At 68.2% G+C, this 20,798-nt stretch carries 19 protein-coding genes and 1 pseudogene; 14 read left to right on the plus strand and 6 right to left on the minus strand.

The window, feature by feature from the left end; genetic code table 11:
• Positions 1-162 precede the first annotated feature (162 nt).
• Both ACZ45E_RS19760 and ACZ45E_RS19765 read right to left on the minus strand, forming a co-directional pair.
• Positions 163-985, minus strand: a pseudogene (locus ACZ45E_RS19760) (tyrosine-type recombinase/integrase); the annotation flags it as partial.
• A 441-nt stretch (positions 986-1,426) separates the two neighbouring features.
• A complete protein-coding gene (locus ACZ45E_RS19765) occupies positions 1,427-1,666 on the minus strand; it encodes a hypothetical protein (protein WP_468222235.1) in 240 nt (79 codons plus the stop codon).
• Positions 1,667-1,669: 3 nt separating this feature from the next.
• Here ACZ45E_RS19765 and ACZ45E_RS19770 point away from each other — a divergent pair, with 3 nt between their 5' ends.
• Positions 1,670-2,005: a hypothetical protein gene (locus ACZ45E_RS19770; protein ID WP_468222236.1), complete on the plus strand. Its 336-nt coding sequence runs from the start codon at positions 1,670-1,672 to the stop codon at positions 2,003-2,005.
• 258 nt (positions 2,006-2,263) lie between these two features.
• On the opposite strand, the gene ACZ45E_RS19775 is transcribed toward ACZ45E_RS19770, so the two are convergent.
• A complete protein-coding gene (locus ACZ45E_RS19775; RefSeq protein ID WP_468222238.1) occupies positions 2,264-4,012 on the minus strand; it encodes an ATP-dependent nuclease in 1,749 nt (582 codons plus the stop codon).
• Positions 4,013-4,368: 356 nt separating this feature from the next.
• Between ACZ45E_RS19775 and ACZ45E_RS19780 the strand changes: the two genes are divergently transcribed.
• The 3 genes from ACZ45E_RS19780 (at position 4,369) to ACZ45E_RS19790 (ending at position 6,665) form a co-directional block, all read left to right on the plus strand.
• Positions 4,369-4,686 (plus strand): hypothetical protein, encoded by a 318-nt coding sequence (locus ACZ45E_RS19780; RefSeq protein ID WP_468222239.1) that lies wholly within the window; start codon positions 4,369-4,371, stop codon positions 4,684-4,686.
• Positions 4,687-4,939: 253 nt separating this feature from the next.
• Positions 4,940-5,719, plus strand: coding sequence for a hypothetical protein (locus ACZ45E_RS19785; protein ID WP_468222240.1), 780 nt, complete (start codon positions 4,940-4,942; stop codon positions 5,717-5,719).
• 706 nt (positions 5,720-6,425) lie between these two features.
• Positions 6,426-6,665, plus strand: a complete 240-nt coding sequence (locus tag ACZ45E_RS19790; protein ID WP_468222242.1) for a helix-turn-helix transcriptional regulator — start codon at positions 6,426-6,428, stop codon at positions 6,663-6,665.
• Positions 6,666-7,481: 816 nt separating this feature from the next.
• On the opposite strand, the gene ACZ45E_RS19795 is transcribed toward ACZ45E_RS19790, so the two are convergent.
• Positions 7,482-8,684: a helix-turn-helix domain-containing protein gene (locus tag ACZ45E_RS19795; RefSeq protein WP_468222243.1), complete on the minus strand. Its 1,203-nt coding sequence runs from the start codon at positions 8,682-8,684 to the stop codon at positions 7,482-7,484.
• An 81-nt stretch (positions 8,685-8,765) separates the two neighbouring features.
• Between ACZ45E_RS19795 and ACZ45E_RS19800 the strand changes: the two genes are divergently transcribed.
• The 4 genes from ACZ45E_RS19800 (at position 8,766) to ACZ45E_RS19815 (ending at position 11,618) form a co-directional block, all read left to right on the plus strand.
• Positions 8,766-9,452, plus strand: a complete 687-nt coding sequence (locus ACZ45E_RS19800; RefSeq protein ID WP_468222244.1) for an HAD family hydrolase — start codon at positions 8,766-8,768, stop codon at positions 9,450-9,452.
• A 53-nt stretch (positions 9,453-9,505) separates the two neighbouring features.
• Entirely contained in the window at positions 9,506-10,381 is an 876-nt protein-coding gene (locus tag ACZ45E_RS19805; protein ID WP_468222246.1) for a DUF5677 domain-containing protein, read from the plus strand.
• Between the two features lie 388 nt (positions 10,382-10,769).
• Positions 10,770-11,336 (plus strand): Uma2 family endonuclease, encoded by a 567-nt coding sequence (locus ACZ45E_RS19810; protein ID WP_468222247.1) that lies wholly within the window; start codon positions 10,770-10,772, stop codon positions 11,334-11,336.
• Positions 11,337-11,393: 57 nt separating this feature from the next.
• Complete coding sequence (locus tag ACZ45E_RS19815) at positions 11,394-11,618, plus strand: cold-shock protein (RefSeq protein ID WP_468222248.1); 225 nt, start codon at positions 11,394-11,396, stop codon at positions 11,616-11,618.
• A gap of 247 nt (positions 11,619-11,865) precedes the next feature.
• On the opposite strand, the gene ACZ45E_RS19820 is transcribed toward ACZ45E_RS19815, so the two are convergent.
• Entirely contained in the window at positions 11,866-12,294 is a 429-nt protein-coding gene (locus ACZ45E_RS19820; RefSeq protein WP_468222250.1) for a hypothetical protein, read from the minus strand.
• Between the two features lie 237 nt (positions 12,295-12,531).
• Complete coding sequence (locus ACZ45E_RS19825; RefSeq protein WP_468222251.1) at positions 12,532-13,125, minus strand: GNAT family N-acetyltransferase; 594 nt, start codon at positions 13,123-13,125, stop codon at positions 12,532-12,534.
• 219 nt (positions 13,126-13,344) lie between these two features.
• Here ACZ45E_RS19825 and ACZ45E_RS19830 point away from each other — a divergent pair, with 219 nt between their 5' ends.
• The 6 genes from ACZ45E_RS19830 (at position 13,345) to ACZ45E_RS19855 (ending at position 20,797) form a co-directional block, all read left to right on the plus strand.
• Positions 13,345-14,367: a sugar kinase gene (locus tag ACZ45E_RS19830; protein ID WP_468222252.1), complete on the plus strand. Its 1,023-nt coding sequence runs from the start codon at positions 13,345-13,347 to the stop codon at positions 14,365-14,367.
• A gap of 4 nt (positions 14,368-14,371) precedes the next feature.
• Positions 14,372-15,118 carry an IclR family transcriptional regulator gene (locus ACZ45E_RS19835; protein ID WP_468222254.1) on the plus strand — a complete coding sequence of 249 codons (747 nt, stop codon included), beginning with the start codon at positions 14,372-14,374 and terminating at the stop codon, positions 15,116-15,118.
• Between the two features lie 140 nt (positions 15,119-15,258).
• Entirely contained in the window at positions 15,259-15,900 is a 642-nt protein-coding gene (locus tag ACZ45E_RS19840) for a bifunctional 4-hydroxy-2-oxoglutarate aldolase/2-dehydro-3-deoxy-phosphogluconate aldolase (protein ID WP_468222347.1), read from the plus strand.
• A 111-nt stretch (positions 15,901-16,011) separates the two neighbouring features.
• Positions 16,012-18,285 carry a serine/threonine protein kinase gene (locus ACZ45E_RS19845; RefSeq protein ID WP_468222255.1) on the plus strand — a complete coding sequence of 758 codons (2,274 nt, stop codon included), beginning with the start codon at positions 16,012-16,014 and terminating at the stop codon, positions 18,283-18,285.
• Positions 18,282-19,481: a hypothetical protein gene (locus tag ACZ45E_RS19850; protein WP_468222256.1), complete on the plus strand. Its 1,200-nt coding sequence runs from the start codon at positions 18,282-18,284 to the stop codon at positions 19,479-19,481. Before ACZ45E_RS19845 ends, ACZ45E_RS19850 begins: the two co-directional genes overlap by 4 nt.
• A complete protein-coding gene (locus tag ACZ45E_RS19855) occupies positions 19,478-20,797 on the plus strand; it encodes an alpha-glucoside ABC transporter substrate-binding protein (protein WP_468222258.1) in 1,320 nt (439 codons plus the stop codon). The genes ACZ45E_RS19850 and ACZ45E_RS19855 overlap by 4 nt, the downstream gene beginning before the upstream one ends.
• Position 20,798: the final 1 nt, after the last annotated feature.

The following is a 20,798-nucleotide window of genomic DNA, read 5'->3' on the forward strand; positions in this document are numbered from 1 at the left end:
CCGTTCTTCGTCGATAGTTTTCGCAGGTCACAGCCCCGCCCAGGGAAAACTCCTAAAGCGGGTGTCGCAGGTTCGAATCCTGCCGGGGGCACCAGGGAAAAGGCCCATCCTGAACGTTCAGGGTGGGCCTTTGACATCCACTTCTGAGATCACCGAGGGCGATCACCCACGACCGGGTCGCCTCTTGAGCAGGCGATCCATGTGGCTGATGGCCTCGCGCTGGGTGTCCTGCACGACGTGTGTGTACACGTCCATGGTGATGCTGATCTGGCTGTGCCCCAGGATCTCCATCACCACGCGGGGAGCCAATTCCGGCAGCGGTGAGGAGCGTGGCGCACCCGTGCCGGGCGTCGTGCAACCGGATCACGCGGAGGCCGGCGGACTCGGCGACGCGGGTGAACGACCGGTACACGTTCCGCGGCTCCACCGGGCGACCGTTCCGAGTGGCGAAGACGTATCCGCCCTCGGTCCACGACTCCCCCGCGCGCTGCTTGGCGGCTGCCTGCCGCATCCGGTGCCAGCGCAGCGGCGCGATACACATGGCCGGGAGCGGGAGCGCACGACGACGGCGGTTCTTGGTCTCGTCGTCGTACAGAACCCCACGCCGCCGCTGCACCTGTTGGCGGACGTACAGGACGCGCCGATCTAGGTCCACGTCATCCCAGCGCAGACCCACGATTTCTCCCCGCCGCAACCCCATGGCGATGGCAAGGACGAAGGCCGCGTACAGCGGGTCCTTCCGTGAGGCGGCCAAGAAGTCGAGCGTCTCATCGAGTGTCCAAGGGGTCAGCTCACGCGAGGAGGCACGGGGCGGCTCGACGAGGCCCGCCACATTGCGGGAGATCAGCTCTTCCCTGCAAGCAGCAGCCAGAGCAGTCCGCAGCACCCGGTGTGACTCCTTGGCCGTGGCAGCTGTCGTCCTGTTCTCCAACTGCGTCAGGAAACGGCGAATGTCGGTGACACCGAGAGACTCAAGCACCCGGCTGCGCTCCGCTCCGCCGGGCGGGTTCCCGGCTCCGCTCGGGGCGCCGCTCCTGCCTTCGGCCCGCTCCGCCCCGGCTGCGCCGACGCCCGCCCACGTGTGGATAGGCCCGGGGCATACGTCGAGTATCCGACGGCTTCGGCTCACGGTCACAGACGATGCCTCCGGCGGGGATCGGCCGGCACCGGGATGGAGGGGGCGCCGTTCCCGGCCGCGGGCGCATCGTGGCGAGCGTGGTGGGCTCCCATCCCGTCCACCGTCGACCCAGGCAGAGCCGAGCAGACGCGGCCCATGGCGTCCAGGTCGTTCGTACAGTGGCGCGCTCCACCTGGACGCCATGAACCACGCCCGCTCCACGGTGTGTGGGTCGACGGCGGACGGGATGGGAGCTGGGGTAGGGCTGTGGTCGGGGAAGAACCGCAGATGCGAGCGCAGGGGGAGGATTCAGCCATGGATCAAGGGTGGGCCGGGATCATCGCCGCGATGGTTGGTCTGGTCGGTGCGCTTGGTGGCGCACTCGCGGGAGGATACGCCGCCATTCGAGGCGCGCGCGAAGGCGCGGAGCGTGCAGCCCGAGCGGCCTTGGAACACGCAGCGCGACAGGCGCGAGACCAGCACGAGCACTGGCTTCGCCAAGAACGCAGAGCCGCGTACGCAGAGATGCTCAAAGACGCGGATGAGCACGAGATGAAGGTGGCCCAGCTAGTGAGCTACGCCGAGAACGGAGGCACGGACGCACAGCTCCTGGAGGCGATGGCGGACGTCCAGTCATCTCAAATACGAATCATCCGAAGGATCGGACCAGTGATGACTATCGCGAGCCGTGACGTGCGCGATGCATATAAGACATATGTAGAGGTATGCCGACGAACATCCGCATTCCTGATGGGACGGCAGCCCTCGGATGTTGGCGGCGATGAGGCGAGTCAGTACTACCGGGCCATAGTGCTGCGCGGCAGCGTACTGACGATGACGGTGGCGGCAGACATCCAGGCAGCACCAGCTGTGCCGACCGGCGAGTGATGGATCAGAAGGCGCATTCTGTGCCCCGCCCGTGCCCGATCAACCGGTGTCGGACAGGGAACCACGGTGGTTGACGGGCAGCGCACATAAGACCGGCCCCTGACCGAGTTGCCTGGTCAGGGGCCGTTCACCTGCGGTGGGTGTGGGATTTGAACCCACGGTGACATCGCTGCCACGACGGTTTTCAAGGCTTTGTTCGACTTGCCTCGCCAGTTGAGTCCCCACTGACCTTCGATTGAAATTAGCGCCTTGGGGCTTTCAATATCCGGCAATGGTTGATTCGATTTCCAGTAGAAGGTCTCGCAATTCGGGGACAACCTCCTCGGCTCTCATGCTGTTTGAGATTGCACGTACCGATACGGCCTTGTATCCCTTCATGGCCAATTTCCCATTGAGTGACGATAGCACCTTCTTGGGTGGCACCATTCCTGCCCTCATTTCACCGTCGTTCCACCATGTCTCAAACTCCGGAAGCGCAGCGCGCGTCACTTCCATAGCATGAGAGTTTGCGCTCACGAGGTCACTTTGACGACGGTAAAGAAACTGAGCTTGCGCGTCGACCTTTTGTTCGGCGATTGCGTCGTCCAGAAGCTTCTGGATTTCCGGCACGTCGCCACCCGACAGGCGGGAAATGGCGCTTGGGATCAGGAAATAGCTCTCAAGTTCCTTCTTTCGCCACACGTGGCAGTGCACCCCGGAGCGCGAGAGGACATTGGATACATCGAACATCTGGCCTTCGGTTCGATTGTCTCGATCCAAGATGACGTACACCTTCACTGAGTCGCCGAGCAAACTCTCACTGAGGGTCGAAAAGGAACCGGCCTGGGCCCATTGATCGAATCCGCCTAGCGAGATGACTGCAACGCCTTTTTCTCCGGCGAGCCTCTTGGCGCCGACTTTCCGCGCTACATTTCTGAGTACCTTCATATCTTGCCCCTCAACGAAGAGGGCCACCCTGGAACGCAGTGCTCGAGCCAAGCCCAGGTTGAATCCAGTTCCCAGCGCCTGGCTAGCTTGATCGAGGGACTTGGAGTCGCGGAGGCGCCTCGCGTGCCTGCGGGTCCTGTCCACGAGAGTGACTGAGTCCCGTCTGGCCTCAGCGAGGATCTCGGGAGCATGCGTGGCAAGAATCCACTGCTGACTTCTTTCCTCTAGCACATTAACTAGTCTGCGCTGAAGATCTGGATGGAGGAAGACATCTGGCTCGTCTAGGACGAGTGTTTTAGAGGCCCTATGGCGGAACAGGTGAAGCAGGAACTGGAGCCAAATCTGAAGGCCATCACCAGCCCAGAAGAGTTCCTTAACCGACCTCGTGGCAGTCTCGGTAAAGTACAGGTCGAGTTCAGCGGCGTCACCTGTCGAACTGGCCTCAATACTAAGATCTTGGATTTCGGGCGTATTTTCCAGAATGAATGATGCTAGATCGAAGTACGCGTCAGCATCTTCCCTTTTGAGATAGTAGAGCTGGTTCCTGAAATGACTGCTCGATAGGCGCGTCGTTTGACTTTCTTTGACATATCTTTCTGTCAGGATGAGTTCTCGATGCTGAACGGGTGTCAGAGTGGGAACTACGCCGATTGATGGCGTTACGGCCCGAGCGGCTGCACTTGTGCTGACGATTGATCCATCTTCATTCATCAAACAGAAGAAGGGGGGATCCTCTACCGGCCAGACGGACTTCAGGGTAGCGCCAGAGCCAAATGTCAATTCGAGTCGTGTTTCCGACTCTCGGAACTCGTGCCGGATATTTTCACCTACAAATCCGGACGGATTGCCAATTCCGGCAGAGAGGTGATGCCCGAAAGCCCATCGGTTGCTGTCGAGATTGAACCGGTCTTGGCAATTTCTGCGCCGAGCAAACGAAACTTCTTCGGCTGCGAGACGTAGCGCAGAAATGATGGTGCTCTTGCCGGCATTATTTGGACCGACAAGGACTGCCTGCTGGCCAAAGTTGATCTCGAACTCTGCGAAGCCCTTGAAGTGAGAAAGGCGAAGTTTCTTCAGCACTCGCTCACTGTAAGGTTCCCGTACCCATTGGGGTAGTCGTTTGGTTGAACCGCCGACTCCTTGGCCGAGCGCCCTGAGCCCTCGTGCGAGACCGAGGCGTTGGTCCTGATGGAGATCAACTTCAACAATGGCCAAGACGCAGCTCGAATCTGGGTGGCTCCGGGTCAAGGGGTCCTGTGCCACAGTCGTGCCACATCGTGCGGTCAACCACGGTCAACGACGGCTCAGCCAGTCGAGATTGCGCCGTTCACCTGGGCGGCAACGACAGCCGGAGTGACCTGCGGACCTCCCTCACAGGTCACGTCCGCCCTTACAACGCAGTGGTCGCGCGCTTCTTGGCAAGTCATGATCTGCCGATGGATGAGTACTCAATGCCAACGCGCCGCCCCAACGTGCCTGGGCAATCGCCAGAGGAAGTCTGGACTGCAACGCTTGCAGCCCTCCCCTTGGAAGCCACCGTCACCGGAGAGGTGATCGGACGCCAGCCCTTCGGCGTCTTCATCCGGGTCGATGGACTTCCGGGCGCCGTGGCGCTGGCCGAGATCATTGCCATGCCCGAGGGGACGGGACTGCCAGTTCTCGGAGCCCGCGTCCGCGGCGAGGTCATCGGGCACGCTGAGCACAACCGCCAGGTAAGAGTTCGGCTGCACGAGTCGGGGACGTCGCTCGGGTGACCACCTCTGGGCCGTCCCTGGGCCGTGCGAGGCTGCTCGGCGGCGACCAACGGCGACAATCGGTGGCAGATCAGCTATGAGCAGGAATAGTGAACCGCCAGGTCACAGCTCCCCGATGAGACTGGTTTCCGTCGAGGGGTGGCCGTCAGGCAAGATGGGGTGTTTCTCACCAGCTCATATGCGTCGTCTGCTGAGCCAATGACTGACCACAAACCTGATGCACTCGGGGCAGAGTCTTTCGTACCGTCTTGTCATGCCAGGGCAGAAGACGGACATCGCCGCGCAGATCGCCAGTCGGTGCATCAGCCGCACCTTGGGTGTGCCGGTCGAGATGAATGACACCGACGGCCGCCAGGGAGCGCACGACTTGTTGCTGACCTACGAAGGACGGACCATTGCCGTCGAGGTCAAGCTCGTCGTGGATCCGAAGCACCGTGCTGCCGACGCTAAGTCGAGCCAACTGGGGTACACGCATCGATCGGACCTCAGATACTCGTGGACCGTTCACCTAGCCCAAGAGAAGAAGTGGCAGCGTGCTCTGGCGCGGGTTCCGTCACTCCTCGTTGAGCTGGAGATACGTGGAGCCACCCCACTGACGGCGCACCACTCTTGGCAGCACGATTTGGAGCTGCTCTTGGAATTTGAGCAACTCGGCATCGATGCGGTGTTCTGCGTCCCGCCGACGGAGAAGCATCCACCGGGCTACTACGTGATGCCGGCGTCGTGGGGTGGGGGCGTACCGGAGATCGACCAGGCTGTTTCGTCCGCCTGTGAGCTGATGAGCAGCCCAGCTATGGCCAAATTGCGCAAGCAGTTGACAGCAGCGAACGCTGACGAACGCCACGCCTTCCTGATCTACGGCTGGGAGTACATGGAAGCGGTCCCGCTGAGCCAAGAAGGAGCGCTCCCAGTTGTCGCACCCACGTTGCCGCCGGGCATCGACGGAGTATGGCTATCGACGACGGCAAGCGACAGTCCGACGATCATGTGGACATCAGCGGCTGGCTGGATCCGAGCTGCACAATGGGGGTGACAGCAACGGTAAGTTTAAGTTGCCTGCCCTGCCGCGCCACGGGATGTTTCACTGACATCCAACGTTGACATCAACGAGCACGGACGGCGGCGACAATAGGCGGCCATGTTCGGCGCCTGTGCGCGAGGTGACTCCCCACCACGCCGGGCACGGATCGAACTCCTAAAGCGGGTGTCGCAGGTTCGAATCCTGCCGGGGGCACGCTTTTGATCAGGGCAGATGCCCCGGAAACCGCAGGTCAAGCGGGGTCCGGGGCGTTTCTGTCTCAGTCCCGAGTACGGTCCCGGTACAGAGTTGCGCAGTCCCAATACACCCTTAGTACCGGAGCGCGGCCCCTAAATAACCCCTAAAGGATCACGCCATCCGTGCAGGTCGCAGCACACAAGCGTCCGGCCCCCCTCAGTGTCGGAGGGGGGCCGGACTTGTGTGCGACGCCGGGAACCAGGGGGCCAGTCCTCGGCCCCGCCGACGCACGATCTTGGGGTTGTTCACCGCTTACGACTTCCCACCCTGCCCAACGAATGCAGGTCAAGCGGGATGTTCACCTTTCGAGCGAACGGACGTTCGAATACTTCACCCTACAGCTACCCCTGCGACGCGTGGCATATGCCGCAGAGGTGGATACCCACCCCTGGCCAGAACCGGGCGAGAACTAGCGACCAGTTGGGTACTGACACAAGATCATTCGGGTTCTTGGCTTTACCGGGTGCCCGCTCGCCGAACGCCCCGACCTGACTGGGTCCTCACCCGTAGCCGGGAACTCGGCCATCAGATCGCGCAGCTACGGGTCGCCGCAGACCTCTCTCAGGAGGAACTGGGTGACCGGGCGGGCCTGGAGCGCCGCAGTATCCAGCGGTACGAGGCAGGCTCGCGCGATCCGCAGTTCTCGGACCTGCTCTTGATCTCCCAGGCGCTGCGCTGCCACATCACGGACCTCCTGAATTGAGTGCTCCAGCCGTCGGCGGAGTCCGGGTCGACGGCTGGAAGTGACCACTGTCCTGCATCCTCACGCATATATCCACGGAGCGAAAGCCTGTAGCTGGCACGAGTACACACGTTCCGTTCGCGCCCCGTGTGAAGTGCCTACGCACGTGTGATCTCTGGGTATGGGTGGGCGGCGGCGCCCCTTGCGCAGTATGCCGCCGCCCACCCGCCCGCACCGGGGGATACGGGAGCCTGCGAGGCGACCCCGCGGGACAGGTCGCGGGGTCGCCTCCTTCCGGCTCGGGGCCTGCCGAGGTACCGAGCCGGGCGCGGCCGCGGGCAAATCGCGGACCGCTGTCCCGCAGCCGGCCACAGCAAAAAACCGGCGGCGGGAGACAGGAGATTTCAACGAGAGCGGCGCCGCAGCAGTGTCCACAGGTGGGCGAGCACGGGACACCGCTGGTGCATGTGGATCAGCGCGCCCTGGGCAGACATGCTGACCCTCGCGTAACTCTCGAAGGCCTCGCCCTCGTGGATGGGCCTACTGCACCGCCAGCAGATCACCGGCGCACCCTGCGCAGCGTCTCGGAGAGTGCCTTGCGTGTGGGGCACGTGCGCCAGTTCGCCTCACAGCGCGTGCATTTCGTGGCGTGATCCAAGAGTGCCCGGTACGCCAAATTTGCCGCAGACTCCACCAGTTGCGTTGGCCCTTTGGGGACTCTGTGATCGGTCACGTCGACCTCTCTTCATCGCGATGCTCACTGCCACACACGCGACCGTAGGGAGGTGACGACGGATCCACCCGAGCTGTCAGCTCGGGCGAGCCACACGCTCGGATCTACACGAGCCCCATTCGAATGGCGAGTTGCTCAGCCTGCCGGGCATGCATCGCCCGCGCCCGGCGGATCACCGTGAGCACCAGCTGACGGGCGAGCGGAGTGCGCGCCAGGTCCTCGGGCGCGAGCGCCTCCAGGCCGACGAGCGCGAGCAACGCAGCCGCGTCGTCGCGGCGCTGGGAGTGGCAGGCCGCGACCTCCAGTCCGAACGTGAACTCTCGTTCCAGGCTCGGCAACCCGGTTGTGTCGATGGCATCCGCCGTGTGCAGCGCCTCACCGGTCTCGCCTGCCTCCATGTCGATGGAGAGCGCGTGCAATGCGACGTTGGTCGGGCCGAACACAGTCCGCGCCACGTTACTGCTGTCGTCGACGAGGCGTGCCGCTGGCGCCGCGTGCTCGGTCAACCGGGTCCGGGCCTCCCACCATCGTCGGCGGCGCGCGGCGCCGACCACTGCCACGAGTTGCAACGCTCCCCCCATCGCCGCTCGCTCCGCATCCGAAAGTGTGGAACTGGCGACTTTCTCGGCCGATCGCAGCGCGAGTTCCTCCGCCTCTCCTGGCTGGCCAGCGGCGAGCAGGACGTGCCCGAGATTCCACTGGGCAGCGGCAATCCGCAGAGGGTCGTCCGCATCCTCGGCAGCTCGCACTGCTCGGTCAGCTGCGAGGGCCGCGAGGTCCAAGCGGCCAGTGCGCCGTAGGTAGGAGCGAAGCAGACAGTAGAGGTCCGCAGCCGCCCGAAGGACTGCCCGCCGCTCAGCTGCGTCCGTACCAGTCCGGACCGCACGGGCAGCGTGCTCAACGTCGGCGACGAGCGCTGGCAACTTGTCGGCCGCCTCGGTGAAGCGGTTCCCGCTGGTTTGCCAGCTCTGCCACGCCGCCTCCACCCGGTCTCGCAGCACAGCCGCCGTCGCAGGAGTAGCGCTGAGAGCCGGACCGTAGCCGAGGAGCGCGCAACCTACTGCCGCCTCAGCGGTGTCCGCGCAGTCCCTCTCGGCGGGCGCCTGCTCCGATAGCAGCGCGGCAGCTGGCACCCCCAACTCTTGCGCGAGGGCATACAGGATGGGCAACGACGGCATCTTGAGCCCGCGCTCGATCTGTGACAGGTAGTCCGGTGAGATACCCGCCAGGCCAGCGACGGCGTCCTGCCGACGTCCTCCGCGGTAGTGCCGGATTCGATCCCCGATGGGGAGGCCTGCTGCGACCATGCACCGCTCCTCGCTGCTCATTCCGAGCGTAGGGTGCCGGATGCGCGGGGACCCGTTGTTCTCTGGAGAGAGGGGGCGCCGGTGCCGAAACTGGTGCTGTGGGACATCGATCACACGCTCATGGCTACGCGTGGACTCGGCAGCGAGCTGTGGGCCGCCGCGTTCCAGGAGGTCACTGGCATCGAACTACGCGAGCAGGCGTCGGTGACAGGGTCGACGGAGCGGGTGATTCTGCGAGAGACCGCTCGGCTGCACGGCGTTCGTTTCAGCAACAAACTCTTCGGACGGTTCGCTGACGCGCTCGGTGCTGTCCACGTGCGGAGGGCTGCCGATTTGCGCGAGCGCGGGCACGCCTTGCCAGGGGCCGCCGCGCTTCTGGCAGCGCTCGACGAACGAGGCGTGCAGCAGTCAGTGGTGACCGGCAACGTCCGGCAGGCAGCCGAGGTGAAACTCGCCGTGTTCGGCCTTGACTCCTACCTTCGTCTGGCCGACGGCGCATACGGAGAAGATGGCGAGGAGCGCCCCGAACTGCTGCGCGTGGCCCTCGACCGGTCACGGACGCCTGCCGACGATGCTGTCTTCCTCGGCGACACTCCGGCCGATGTGGATGGGGCGCGCGCCGTTGGCGTGCGGGTGGTGGCGGTCGCCACGGGCAAGACGTCGAAGGCCGAGTTGCAGGCCGCGGGGGCCGATGCCGTGCTGGACGAGCTGGCCGACACAGAGCGAGCCATAGCTGCGATCGGGGCATGGCGAAAGGGCCCCGCCTAGTCCACGCACAAAAAAAGGCGTTCCTCAAAATCGCCCTGAAGTAAAATCGCGCCATGACTCACGAAGAAATGAGCAACGATCAGCTCCCCGTTGCCTACCAGCCAAACTTTGAGGAGTTGAAAAAGACAACCAGCGAAGCACCTTACATGGAAACCGCTTTTTATCTCCTCCGCGAGGCGACACACTGGCTAACTATTTTGGCAGCTCTGAAGTCACCGTCACCATTGAAGCGGAATGACGCGATTCTGCGTGGACTCGTGGTCCGTGTATGCAAGCTGCTACGCCTGACGCTTCGCGAGCTGCACAACAAGGAGACATTCCAGCAGCTGAGCGTAAATCGGGACGCCATCGAGACCCTTGCGACGCTCGTCTACCTGGTTGGCGACGACGGCTCGGGGGCCCGCTTCGACCAGTACGTCATGAACAGCTTGATCGCTGAGCGCGAACTCCTTCAGGATGTCCGGAAGAACGTAAAGGCTCGCAATGGGGAGGTATGGCCCATCGAAGAGCGGATACAACGCTCGATCGCTGCCACAGCAATGGCGGCCGGCATCGACGATGTATCGAAGCTGCCAGGTCGCGCGAAGATCGGCTATCCCTCGGCAGAAGAACGCATCAAGCTGCTAGGCCCCAGCGTTTACCTTGGCTACCGCATGGGCTCTGTTGAGACACATGGCGACTGGAACGACTTGTACCGCAACCACCTGACTTACGAGGATGGCGAATTCTTGCCAAACCTGAGCAGCTATGAGGTACGGCCCCAGGTGCCCCTTGGCCTCGTTCGGCTCACGATGAAGGTGATACTGGAAAATCTCGATTACCTCGTTCTTGACACGGGTGTAGCTCTATACTTCAGGCCGCTCCTTGAGGGCCTCGTACGCCGCGCCGATGAGGTAGACGAACTCCATGAGCACTTCCTTGCCTCGTAGCTTCTTACACGGCCACCCTGGCGGCTTTGCAGGCAGTCCTCACTCGCCATATGTGGAAATATCAAGAAACACAGATCGGCCGGGCGCATGTGAGGGCGATTCGGTGGGCTTCGACCAAGGGGCCGAGCTCGGGTGGGGGCTCGACCACGCCGGAGAAGAGCGGCGCCAACCACGCGGCTGTCGGCGCCTGCGCCTCCGGCCCGTCCGGCGAGGCAGCCGGGGCGGGAGGTGGCCGGCCTGTCCGTGGACCATGCGGGCGGTCAGGATGGCCGCCTCCCAGACGCGCATGCTGAGGGGCGGGAGTGAGATCAGCGTGCCGGACGGGCGGCAGACAGTACGCTGAATCCAGCGGGATCGGGCCCGCTGCACAGTGTCCGGGAGGTGCTTCATGACGGCCGAGATGGTAGCCCCGGCGTGGATGCATGAGCAGATCACGGCGCAGGAGTACGACTCCTGGTCCGAGGAGCAGTGCGCCGGTATCGAAGTCGTGGACGGGATGGTCGTCGTGAGTCCGAGTGCCTCCAAGCGGCACAACCGGCTGGCCCGGATTCTGGCGAACGCCCTGGATGTCGCCGCGGGCCCGGAGTGGAACGCCGACACTGACTTCGACGTCCGGCTTCAGGACGTCCCGCTCACCAATCGCCGTCCGGACGTCGTCGTGTACCGCGCAGACACGATCGACATCACCCCCACCCGCCCTGAGCACGTGCTGCTGGTCGCGGAGGTGGTGTCGCCCGGCTCGGAGACCACCGACCGAATCGTGAAGGTCGACCAATACGCCAAGGCGGGCATCGGCTTCTACTGGCGGATCGAGCAGGCCGCTACAGGCGTCCCTCTCGTGTACACCTACGTTCTCGACCCCGCGACGAAGACCTACCGGGACGGAGACGTGTTCACCGGCGCCCTCAAGGTAGCGGCCCCCTTCCTGGTGGAGATCGACCTCGGACAGGTCTGACCACGCGCCGCTCAGCGGGTCGGCAGGTCGGCAGGTCGAAGCCATAGGGTTCCGTTCATGGTGACTGCGACTGTCCGCGAGTGGAACGACGAGGAAGGGTGGGGCGTTCTCGACTCACCCGAGACTCCCGGCGGCTGCTTCGGCCACTACTCCGACATTCAGGCGCCCGGCTTCCGCACGTTGTCCGCCGGACAGCAAGTCGACCTCAGATGGGAAGCCCCAGGCTTCAAGCAGGACGGGTACGACTACCGCGCGGTGAGCATCGTGCCTCGGACTGCCTGACATCCCCAGCTGACATCAACGACGGCGTACGCCCACGGTCCCTAGCAGTCCGCAACGTCACCGCATCCTTCACCGCGACATGCGGTGGCACCCAGTTGATCGAACTCCTAAGCCCCGGACGGATTCGGTCCTGGGCCTTTGACATCTACTTTCCGGCATCAAGCGGCTGGCCAGGGCCCCTGCCCCTCAGGACTTCGATGAAGCCGCGCTTCGACCCCACCCGCCCCAAATTACCCGGCCCGCGACTTCACCGATGTGCCGACAGCCCGCCCGCACCGCCGAGTGGCCCGCCCCCGCGCCTCGCTGCCGTGATCACCGCGGAGACGGTCGCCGTCGCCGCGAGGCTGCCCACCATGAGCAGGCCGACACCTACCGCGAAGAGGCCACTGGAGTCGTCCGACCAGTCGATCCAGGCGGCGACGGTCAGGCCCGCCGTGGTGCCGAGCACCGCTCCTACGAGGTAGCCGCGGGCAACCGCCCAGACGACCGGCGCCAGCAGCGTCACCACGAGGCCGATCACCTGCCATGCCTCGTACGGGCCCGTCACCGAGCCGTCGGGGTGCACGTCGCGGTGCTGGTCCCAGCCCAGCCACGCGGCCCAGGCCGCCAGCGCGATCCCGGCCAGGACCAGGACGGAGAGGAACCGGTGCAGAGGTTTGCGAGGTCGTTGTTCCATGTGTGCAGCGTCGCCGACACAGACTGCCGCCGACCAGTGTTCATGTACTCAGATGCACCCGAGTACCACCGCCGGACTACCTATCTACCTGCCTGCCGGGTCCCGCCGGGTCACCGCGGGACGCGCTCCCGTAGCGAGCCCACCGTTCCCAGCAGGCGGTCCGCCCGCTCCCACAGCTCCTTCTTCAACGTCGTCCTGGCCTGGCCCGCCTACGGCGCCTGTCCTACGGTGTCTGCCCTACGGTGCCTGTGCGGCGTCCTGGATCCGGACGTGGACGTGCATGTCGTGCCAGCCGTCCGTGTGCAGCACCGAGCTGCGGCGCGTGCCCTCCAGCGGGTAACCGGCCTTGAGCGCCACCCGGCACGACGCATCGTTACGGGTCGAGTGCAGCAAGTCGAGCCGGTGGAAGCCCACTTCGAACGCCCAGTCCGTCAGCACAGCCAGCGCCCTGGGGGCCACGCCCTGACCGCGGGCCCCCGGCAGCACCCAGTAGCCGATCTCCGCGCAACCGTCCATGAGGTCCATCTCGCGCAGAGCCATCCGGCCGAGCGGAGCGCCGTCGGAGGTCCGCGCCACGATCCACTGGGCCGCCTCCTCCCGCCGCCAGCCCTCGTGCGTCGCCGCCACCCAGGCGCGCGCCTCGTCCAGTGACTCCATGCTGCGCGCGTGCCAGTAACGCAACGCCGGATCCTGAAAGGCTTCGTGGATGGCTGGTGCGTCCGCCAACTCGGCCGGGCGCAGCGCCAGTTCCTCGTGCCTCATGCTCAGCGTCGGCTGCGGTGTCGATGCCAAGGTCCCGGGGGCGATGGTGTGCTTGATCTCGATCGGCATGATCCGCATCATCGCCGGATCCCCTCTGCAGCGCACCCGAGATCCGTACACGGCACGGAGGGGGCCGCTTGTCGGCTGTTGCGACATGTGCACGCACGTTGCGCACCACCTGTTAGCGTCCGCCCAAGCGGCACGACGAGCGGCATTGATGAGCGGCACCGCCGAGCGGCATCGACGTGCATGGATTCCGACGAGAGGTGACGAGGAGTGACGAGCGGCGTGCGACCGCGACCGGACCCGCCCCGGACCCCACCCCAGGCCCCGACCCCACCCCCGCCCCGCGTGATCTGCGTCGGCGAGACGATGGCCCAGGTCACCCCCGCCGACGGCACGGGGCTCGAACACAGCCGTGAGCTGCGGCTCGCCGTCGCCGGCGCCGAGTCCACCGTCGCCCAGTACCTCGCCGACCTCGGCCATCGGGCCGCCTGGGTCAGCCGTGTCGGGGACGATCCGTTCGGGCGGCGGATCGTGGGCGCGGTCGCGTCGCGGGGCGTCGACGTGAGCGGCGTACGGGTCGACCCCGACGCTCCGACCGGCGTCTATTTCAAGGACCCGGGGCCCGCGCACACCCGCGTCCACTACTACCGGGCGGGCTCGGCGGCCTCCCGGATGGGGCCCGCCGACGCCGACCGGGTCGACCTGACCGGCGCCCGGCTGCTGCACCTGACAGGGATCACGCCCGCGCTGTCCGAGGGGTGCGCGGCGCTCGTGCGGGCCCTGATGGAACGTGCGGCCGACACCGGCACCCTCGTATCGTTCGACGTCAACTACCGGCCCGCGTTGTGGAGTTCGCGCACCGATGCCGCTACGGCGCTGCGCGACCTCGCCCGCCGCGCCGATGTCGTACTCGTCGGACGTGACGAGGGTGAGGCCCTGTGGGGGACCCCGACCGCCGATGACATCCGCGACCACCTCGCGCCGCGCGGCACGCTGGTCGTCAAGGACGGAGCCGTCGGCGCGACCGAACTGGCCTCCCGGGCAGCGGAGTTCGTGGCAGCCCCCGCCGTGGACGTCGTCGAGGCCGTCGGCGCCGGGGACGCCTTCGCCGCCGGGTACCTCAGCGCCCTGCTGAACGGCGCGGCGCCGCACGAGCGGCTCGCCCTCGGACACCGGCTCGCCGGGCGCACTCTGCGCAGCATCGAGGACTACGTACCCGCCACGATCACCGCGGCCGCGCCGGCCACCACCGTAGTCACGACAGTAGCCACGGCCGCAGCCACGGCCGCGACAGAGAGGAACTGACGTCGTGTCGCAGACCGTTCGGCGGGCCATCGACATCCTGGAGTTCGTCGCCCGCCGACCCCGCACCCAGACCGAGGTCGGCGAGCATCTGGGTGTGCACCGTTCGACCGCGCTGCGCATCCTGGAGTCGCTCACCGAGGGCGGGCTCGCGCGCAGGCTCCCCGACGGACGGTACGCGGTCGGGCACCGGCTCGCCGGGCTTGCCCGACTCGCCGCGGAGCAGTTCGGGTTGACGGACATCGCGGCCGAGCACCTGCGCGGCCTCGGCGAAAGGTGCGGGCACACCGTGCACCTCGCCGCGCTGGAGGGCGACCGGATCGTGTACGTGGACAAGATCGACCCGGTGGAAGGCGTGCGGCTCTACTCGCAGATCGGGCGCCCGGTGACGCTGCACACCGCCGGGGTCGCCAAGGCGATCCTCGCGCACCTGCCACGCGGCCGCGCCGACGAACTCCTCGCCGACTGCGACTTCGCGCCGCGCACCAGCACGACGATCACCGGCCCGGCCGCCTACCGGAAGGCCCTCGACGAGACACGGGTCCGTGGCTGGGCCGTCGACGACGGCGAGTACGAGGACTACGTGAACTGTCTCGCGGTCCCCGTCCGGGACAGCGGCGGCGAGGTCGTCGCCGCCGTGTCCGTGACCGCCCTCAAGGCGCGGGCGGACCTGGCCGCGCTCACCTCCGCCGTACTGCCCGACCTGATGGCCACCGCCGAGACGATCTCCAAGGAGCTGGGATGGCGCCCGTGAACCCCGCACGACCCGAGAACCCCGCAGCATCCGAGAACCCCGCACACCCGACAAACCCCGCACGATCCAGAAACGCCGCTCACCCCGAGAACCCCGCTCACCCCGTGAGCCCCGCACATCCCGTGAACCCCGCCCACCCCCTGCCCCCCACAGAAGCCCAACCCCCCAAGCCCCTCCCCCCAGGCACCCCCACCTTCGACCAGCTCTTCGCCGGCGCCCCCGTCATGGCCATCCTGCGCGGCATGCCGGCCGGCAAGACCGTCGAACTGGCCGTACGCGCCTGGGACCTGGGCATCGAGTGCGTCGAGGTGCCGGTGCAGGACGAGGCGGCCGGGCAGGTCCTCGCCGCCGTCGTGGCGGCGGGCGCCGAGCGCGGCAAAGCGGTCGGCGCGGGCACCGTGACCTCGGCCGAGCGGCTGGAGCGTGCGGTGGCGGCGGGCGCCGCGTTCACCGTGGCCCCGGGGCTCGACGCCGGCGTGGCGCGGGCCAGTGTCGCGGCCGGTCTGCCGCATCTGCCAGGGGTGGCCACGCCCACCGACGTCCAGGCGGCCCGGGCGCTCGGCCTGACCTGGCTGAAGGCGTTCCCGGCGAGCGTGCTCGGGGTGGACTGGTTCCGGGCGATGCGGGGGCCGTTCCCCGAGGTGCCGTTCGTGGCGACGGGCGGCATGGACGCGGGCAACGCCGCCGCGTACCTGTCGGCCGGGGCCCGGGTGGTCGCCGTCGGGTCGGCACTGGAGGACGCGGAGCAACTCCCGCTCCTTGCCGAGCTGTTGGCCCGTTGACACGGGACCGCACCCCGCACACCCCGCACCCCGCCCTCCGGTCGGCGAAGGAGCTTAAAAAGATCCCGCACGGGGACCGATACCCCACCCGCGCACCTATCCTGGTTCGCCATGGAGGGGGACTCCTCGGGGCCACTGATCGTCATGCCGCAGTCGGACGCGCCGCGTGACGCTGATGTCGAGCTGCCCGCGGAAGGTCCGGACGTCACGGCGCTGCCGGAGATCCGGCCCCGCGACCCGGTGGCCGGGGACGCCCGGGACACCCGGCCCGGCCTGGCCGCGGGTGAGCTGCTCGCCGGGCAGTACCGGGTGGTGCGGCGGCTCGGGCTCGGCGGGATGGGGGACGTGTACCTCGCCCGGGACGAGAAGGTCGACGACCGCGAGGTCGCCGTCAAGACGCTGCGGCCAGGCCATGTCGCCTTCGACGCCCACGCGTTGGAGGAGGAGCGGCAGGCGTTCGCCGACCTCAACCATGAGGGCATCATCCCCGTCTTCAACTACGGCACCCACGAGACGGTCGGCAACTTCCTCGTCCTGCCGTACGTCGACGGACTCAACCTGGACGAGGTGCGGGCGCTCGCACGGCTCACCCCCGCCCGGTTCGGCGACGCCCGCTTCCACGAGTTCGTGCTCGCCTACGGGGTGCGGATCCTGTCGGCCCTGGACCACCTGCACGCCCGGCCCGCCTCCTCCGCCACCCTGGTGTACGGGGACCTGAAGCCGCAGAACGTGATGCACGACGGCGCCGCCATCAAGGTCGTGGACGTCGGTTCGATCCGGCCCGCGGGCGCGCCGGGCCTGACGACCTACGGGTTCCGCGCCCCGAACGTGCCGCTCAGGCCGAACGAGGTGGCCGGTGCCAGCGAACCGCAGGACGACCTGTTCGGGCTCGGCGAGACGCTGCGCACCCTGTGCGGGCTCGGTGAGCACCCGCGCGACCTCGGGCCGCTCGGCGCCCTCGACCGGCTGCGGGAGGACGACACGCTCGCGGCCCGCGCCGCCGTCCTCACCACGACGCCCGCGCCCGATGGCCTCGGCCTGCTGTCGCTGGCCCGGGTACTGCGCCGCGCCACCCGCTCCACACCCGCCGACCGGTTCGCCGACGCCCACGAGATGGAAGTACAACTGCGCGGTGTCTGGCGGGAGTTGCGGTCGCTGCGGACACGGGACGAGACGTTCGAGCCGTCACCGCTGTTCCTCCAGTCGCCGTACGCCCTCGACGGCGGTCTCGGCACCGCGCCCGCCCTGCCCCGCTGGGCGGTGCCGCCCGGTGAGGATCCACCGGGCCCGCTTCACGAGCCGCCGGCCGCCGCCGACGCCGCGGCCCGCCTGCCGGTGCCCAGGCCCGACCCGCACGACGACCACCACGCCGAACTCAGCCGCCTCGCCGACGCCGACCCGGCGGCGCTGCTCCAGAACACCGCCGACTGGCGCGAGTCCCCCGAAGTGCGCCTGCTGCGCTGCCGGTTGAGACTGCGGGTCGCGCTGCGCGGCGGGCTCGACGAGGCCGGGCTGCACCTCGCCGAGCAGGAGCTGGCCGGTGCCGCCGACGCCATAGGGCGGGAGCGGGCGCGGCACGACTGGCGCGTCGACTGGCATCAGGGCCTCCTCGCGCTGGCCCGCGACGACGTCGCCTCGGCCCGCCACCACTTCGACCAGGTCTACGGGGCGATCCCCGGCGAGTACGCGCCGAAGCTCGCCCTCGGCCACTGCGCCGAGCGGCTCGGCCGGCACCACGAGGCGCTCACCCTCTACGAGGCCGTACGGCTGCGCAATCCGTCGCTGGGCAGCGCCGCGTTCGGGGCGGCACGGGCCCGGCTCGCCCTCGGCGGGCCGCGCGCGTGCGCCGCCGCCATCGAGGCGCTCGACGCGGTGCCGCAGCACTCCCGGCACCGCACCGCCGCCCGCACCGCCACCGTAAGGATCGCCGTCGAGTACGCCGCCTGCACCGACTCCCTCGGCGCCGCCCTGGTCCGCCTCGCCCGCCTCTTCACCGAGCACGGCCTCACCGACGAACCGGCCCGGGTCCGTATGAAGGCCGAGGTGTGGGAGGCGGCGCAGCAGCTCGTGGCGGGCGAGGTCCTCGACGCGGACGGCCTGGAGCGGCTGGCCAGGGAGACGGCCGCCCGCGACGACGAGGCGCGGGACGCCGGGGCCCGCCTCGCGTTCCCCGGCCGGGAACGGGCGCTGGCCAAGGACCTGTCCCGCTTCTACCTCTTCCTCGCCCGCCAGACCGCCCGCGCCCCGGACCTGCCGCACGCCGACGGGATCGCCGAACGCCTCCTCGACCGCGCCTACCTGGTCCGCCCGCTGGCCCTGCGCCACCACCGGGAGCGGCGACGGCTGCCCGCCCTGCTCCGGCCCTGGCCGAGGCGGAACGGATGAGGGACCAGCTACGGAAAAAAGCGCGGACGGTACGGGACCGGGCGCGGTCCCTGCCGCGGCGGCCTGCGCCCCGCTGGGCGGCCGTCCTGCGCCGCCTGCTGTGGCCGCCGCCCGACCGCCCCCGCAACCGCGCCTACCTGCGCGACCGGCTGATCGCGCTGCCCCTGCTCGCCGCCGTCGCCCTCACCACGCTCGGCTGGGCCTACGCCGACGTCCGCGACGACTCGACGTACATCCGCACCCGGCTCGCGCCCGCGCTCGGCGACCTGGCGGACGCGCGGATCTCCCTGCGGATCGCCCAGCGGGAGGCCGAGGTCAGCCTCGACGCGGGCCACGCCGTCGAACTCTCCGGCCTCGGCCCCCGCTACGCCGCACGCACCGGCGCCGCCGCCCAGGACATCGCCCGGCTCTCCCGCGGCGGCGCGTTCGGCGAGGCGCAGCGACAGGAGCTCGACGTCATCTCGGGGCTCATCGACGGCTACGACGAATGGATCGCCTGGGCCAGGACGAACGTCACCGACCCGTCGCTGCGCAAGGCCGGACTCTCCTACGCGCAGAGCATGCTGTGCTCGGACACCGCGGACGAACCGGCCACCGACCGCAGCGCCCCCTACCCGCCGTGCGGCGCGGCGCGCGGCGTCGACGCCACCACCGTCGTCGACCGCATCGCCGCCCTCGAACGCGATCTCCGCCACCGCCTCGCCGAACGCGCCGCACTCGGGCCCGGCGTGCTGGCGGCCGTCACCGTCTCGCTGCTCTCCTTCGTCCTCCTGACGGTGGGCCTGTGGCGCACCCTGCTCTTCCTGCGCCGCCGCATGCGGATCCGCGCGAGCGTGCCCCTGCTGGCCGCCGCGCTGCCGCTGCTCCTCGTGCCGTGGGTGGTCGCCGACGGGGTGCTGGCGTGGAGCGCGCAGCGCGACGCCGTGCCGTACGCGGACGTGCTGGGCGACCGGGCGTCGCCCCGCGTCGAGGCCCACCTGGACGACGACCCGCTGGCCCCACCGGGCCCCACGGCGATCCGGCCGGTGACGGCCCTGATGGAGGACGCCGTGCGGCAGGGCCGGTTCGGGGGCGTGGGGGCGATCGCGGGCTGGGTGGCACCGGCCGGCCTGGTGGCCGGCGCCGTCATGGCCGGGGCGCTGCACGCGTACCGGCGGGAGTACCTGGTGGTCGGCCGCGCCGGAGGCGGCCGATGAGACGGGCCCGCGCGGGGAGTACGCGTCTGCGGTGGACCCTGCGGCTCCTCCTGGCCGCCTGCCTGCTGGCGATGGCCGCGCTCAGCGGCGGCTGCTCGTCCGGCGGCGGCACCCCGGTCGTCGTGCTCGGCCCGTGGACGGGGCCCGAGGGCGCCGCGTTCGAGAAGGTCCTGCGCGATCTGTCCCGCGGCTCCGGACACACGTACCTCTACAAGGGCACCCGCTCCCTGCGCGAGACCCTCGTCGCGCAGCTCGCCGCCGACGCGCCGCCGGACGTCGCCATCCTCAACAGCATCGGCGAACTCACCGAGTACGCCTCCCGGAACAAGCTCAAGCCCCTCGACCCGTCCACCGCCGAACGCGCCTACCCGCCCTGGTCCCCCACCCTCATGCTCGACGGCAGGCGCCGCACGTACTGGGTGCCGCTCAAGGTCGACCTGAAGAGTCTGGTGTGGAGCAGGACGGGCCCGGCGGGCGCCGCTCCCCGGTGGTGCGTGGGCATGGCGGCGCAGGCCACGTCCGGGTGGCCGGGCACCGACTGGGTCGAGGACATCCTGCTGCACCAGGCGGGCCCGGACATTTACACCCAGTGGGCCACGGGCCAGCTCGACTGGGCCGAGTCGTCCGCGGTGAAGAAGGCGTTCACCACCTGGGCGCGGCTGCTCGCGGCGGGCGGCTCGCGCTCTCCCGCCGCGGTGGAACGCTCCCTGACCATGTCGTTCTGGGGCACCTCCGCCCCCGGGCAGCCGGCCGGGGACCCGCGCGGCCTGCTCGGCGGTTCGCTGCCCGACTGCACGCACGAGCACCAGGCGTCGTTCGTACGGTTCGTGTACGCGCCGCGCGACGACATCCGGGTCGAGCCGGCCGCCCGGTTCCTCAGGGGTTCCGCCGCGCACAAGAACACCTTCGAGGTGTCGGGCGACATGGCCGCCGTGCTCACCGACAACCCCGGCGCGCAGGGCCTGGTGAAGCGCCTGACCAGCGAGGCAGGACGGGAGGAGTGGTCGCGGGCGGCGCGCCCGCACCTGCGGCCGTTCTTCCCCGACCGCACGGACCCGCGGCCCGACGACAACCCGGCGGCGCAGGAGATCGCCTCCTACCTCACCGACGAGCGGAACACGCTCTGCTTCGACGCCTCGGACGTGATGCCGCCGGTGCTGCGCGACGCGTTCTACCGCGCGGTCCTCGAGTACTTCCGCTCACCGCGCGAGGCGACGCTGCACGAGCTGCTCGGCCAGCTGGAGACGGTCCGCACGCAGATCGCGGGCGTACGCACGCCGGAGGGCATCCGCCCGCCGACGGACATCTGCCGCTGAC

It is taken from the genome of Streptomyces sp. NPDC030991 (genome assembly GCF_055571235.1).

Coding starts and splice junctions, on each gene's coding strand:
- ACZ45E_RS19770 (WP_468222236.1), top strand. CDS start 1,670: ATGAAGGTGGCCCAGCTAGTGAGCTACGCCGAGAACGGAGGCACGGAC.
- ACZ45E_RS19780 (WP_468222239.1), top strand. CDS start 4,369: ATGGATGAGTACTCAATGCCAACGCGCCGCCCCAACGTGCCTGGGCAA.
- ACZ45E_RS19785 (WP_468222240.1), top strand. CDS start 4,940: ATGCCAGGGCAGAAGACGGACATCGCCGCGCAGATCGCCAGTCGGTGC.
- ACZ45E_RS19795 (WP_468222243.1), bottom strand. CDS start 8,684: ATGGTCGCAGCAGGCCTCCCCATCGGGGATCGAATCCGGCACTACCGC.
- ACZ45E_RS19805 (WP_468222246.1), top strand. CDS start 9,506: ATGACTCACGAAGAAATGAGCAACGATCAGCTCCCCGTTGCCTACCAG.
- ACZ45E_RS19810 (WP_468222247.1), top strand. CDS start 10,770: ATGACGGCCGAGATGGTAGCCCCGGCGTGGATGCATGAGCAGATCACG.
- ACZ45E_RS19815 (WP_468222248.1), top strand. CDS start 11,394: ATGGTGACTGCGACTGTCCGCGAGTGGAACGACGAGGAAGGGTGGGGC.
- ACZ45E_RS19820 (WP_468222250.1), bottom strand. CDS start 12,294: ATGGAACAACGACCTCGCAAACCTCTGCACCGGTTCCTCTCCGTCCTG.
- ACZ45E_RS19825 (WP_468222251.1), bottom strand. CDS start 13,125: ATGCCGATCGAGATCAAGCACACCATCGCCCCCGGGACCTTGGCATCG.
- ACZ45E_RS19845 (WP_468222255.1), top strand. CDS start 16,012: ATGGAGGGGGACTCCTCGGGGCCACTGATCGTCATGCCGCAGTCGGAC.
- ACZ45E_RS19850 (WP_468222256.1), top strand. CDS start 18,282: ATGAGGGACCAGCTACGGAAAAAAGCGCGGACGGTACGGGACCGGGCG.
- ACZ45E_RS19855 (WP_468222258.1), top strand. CDS start 19,478: ATGAGACGGGCCCGCGCGGGGAGTACGCGTCTGCGGTGGACCCTGCGG.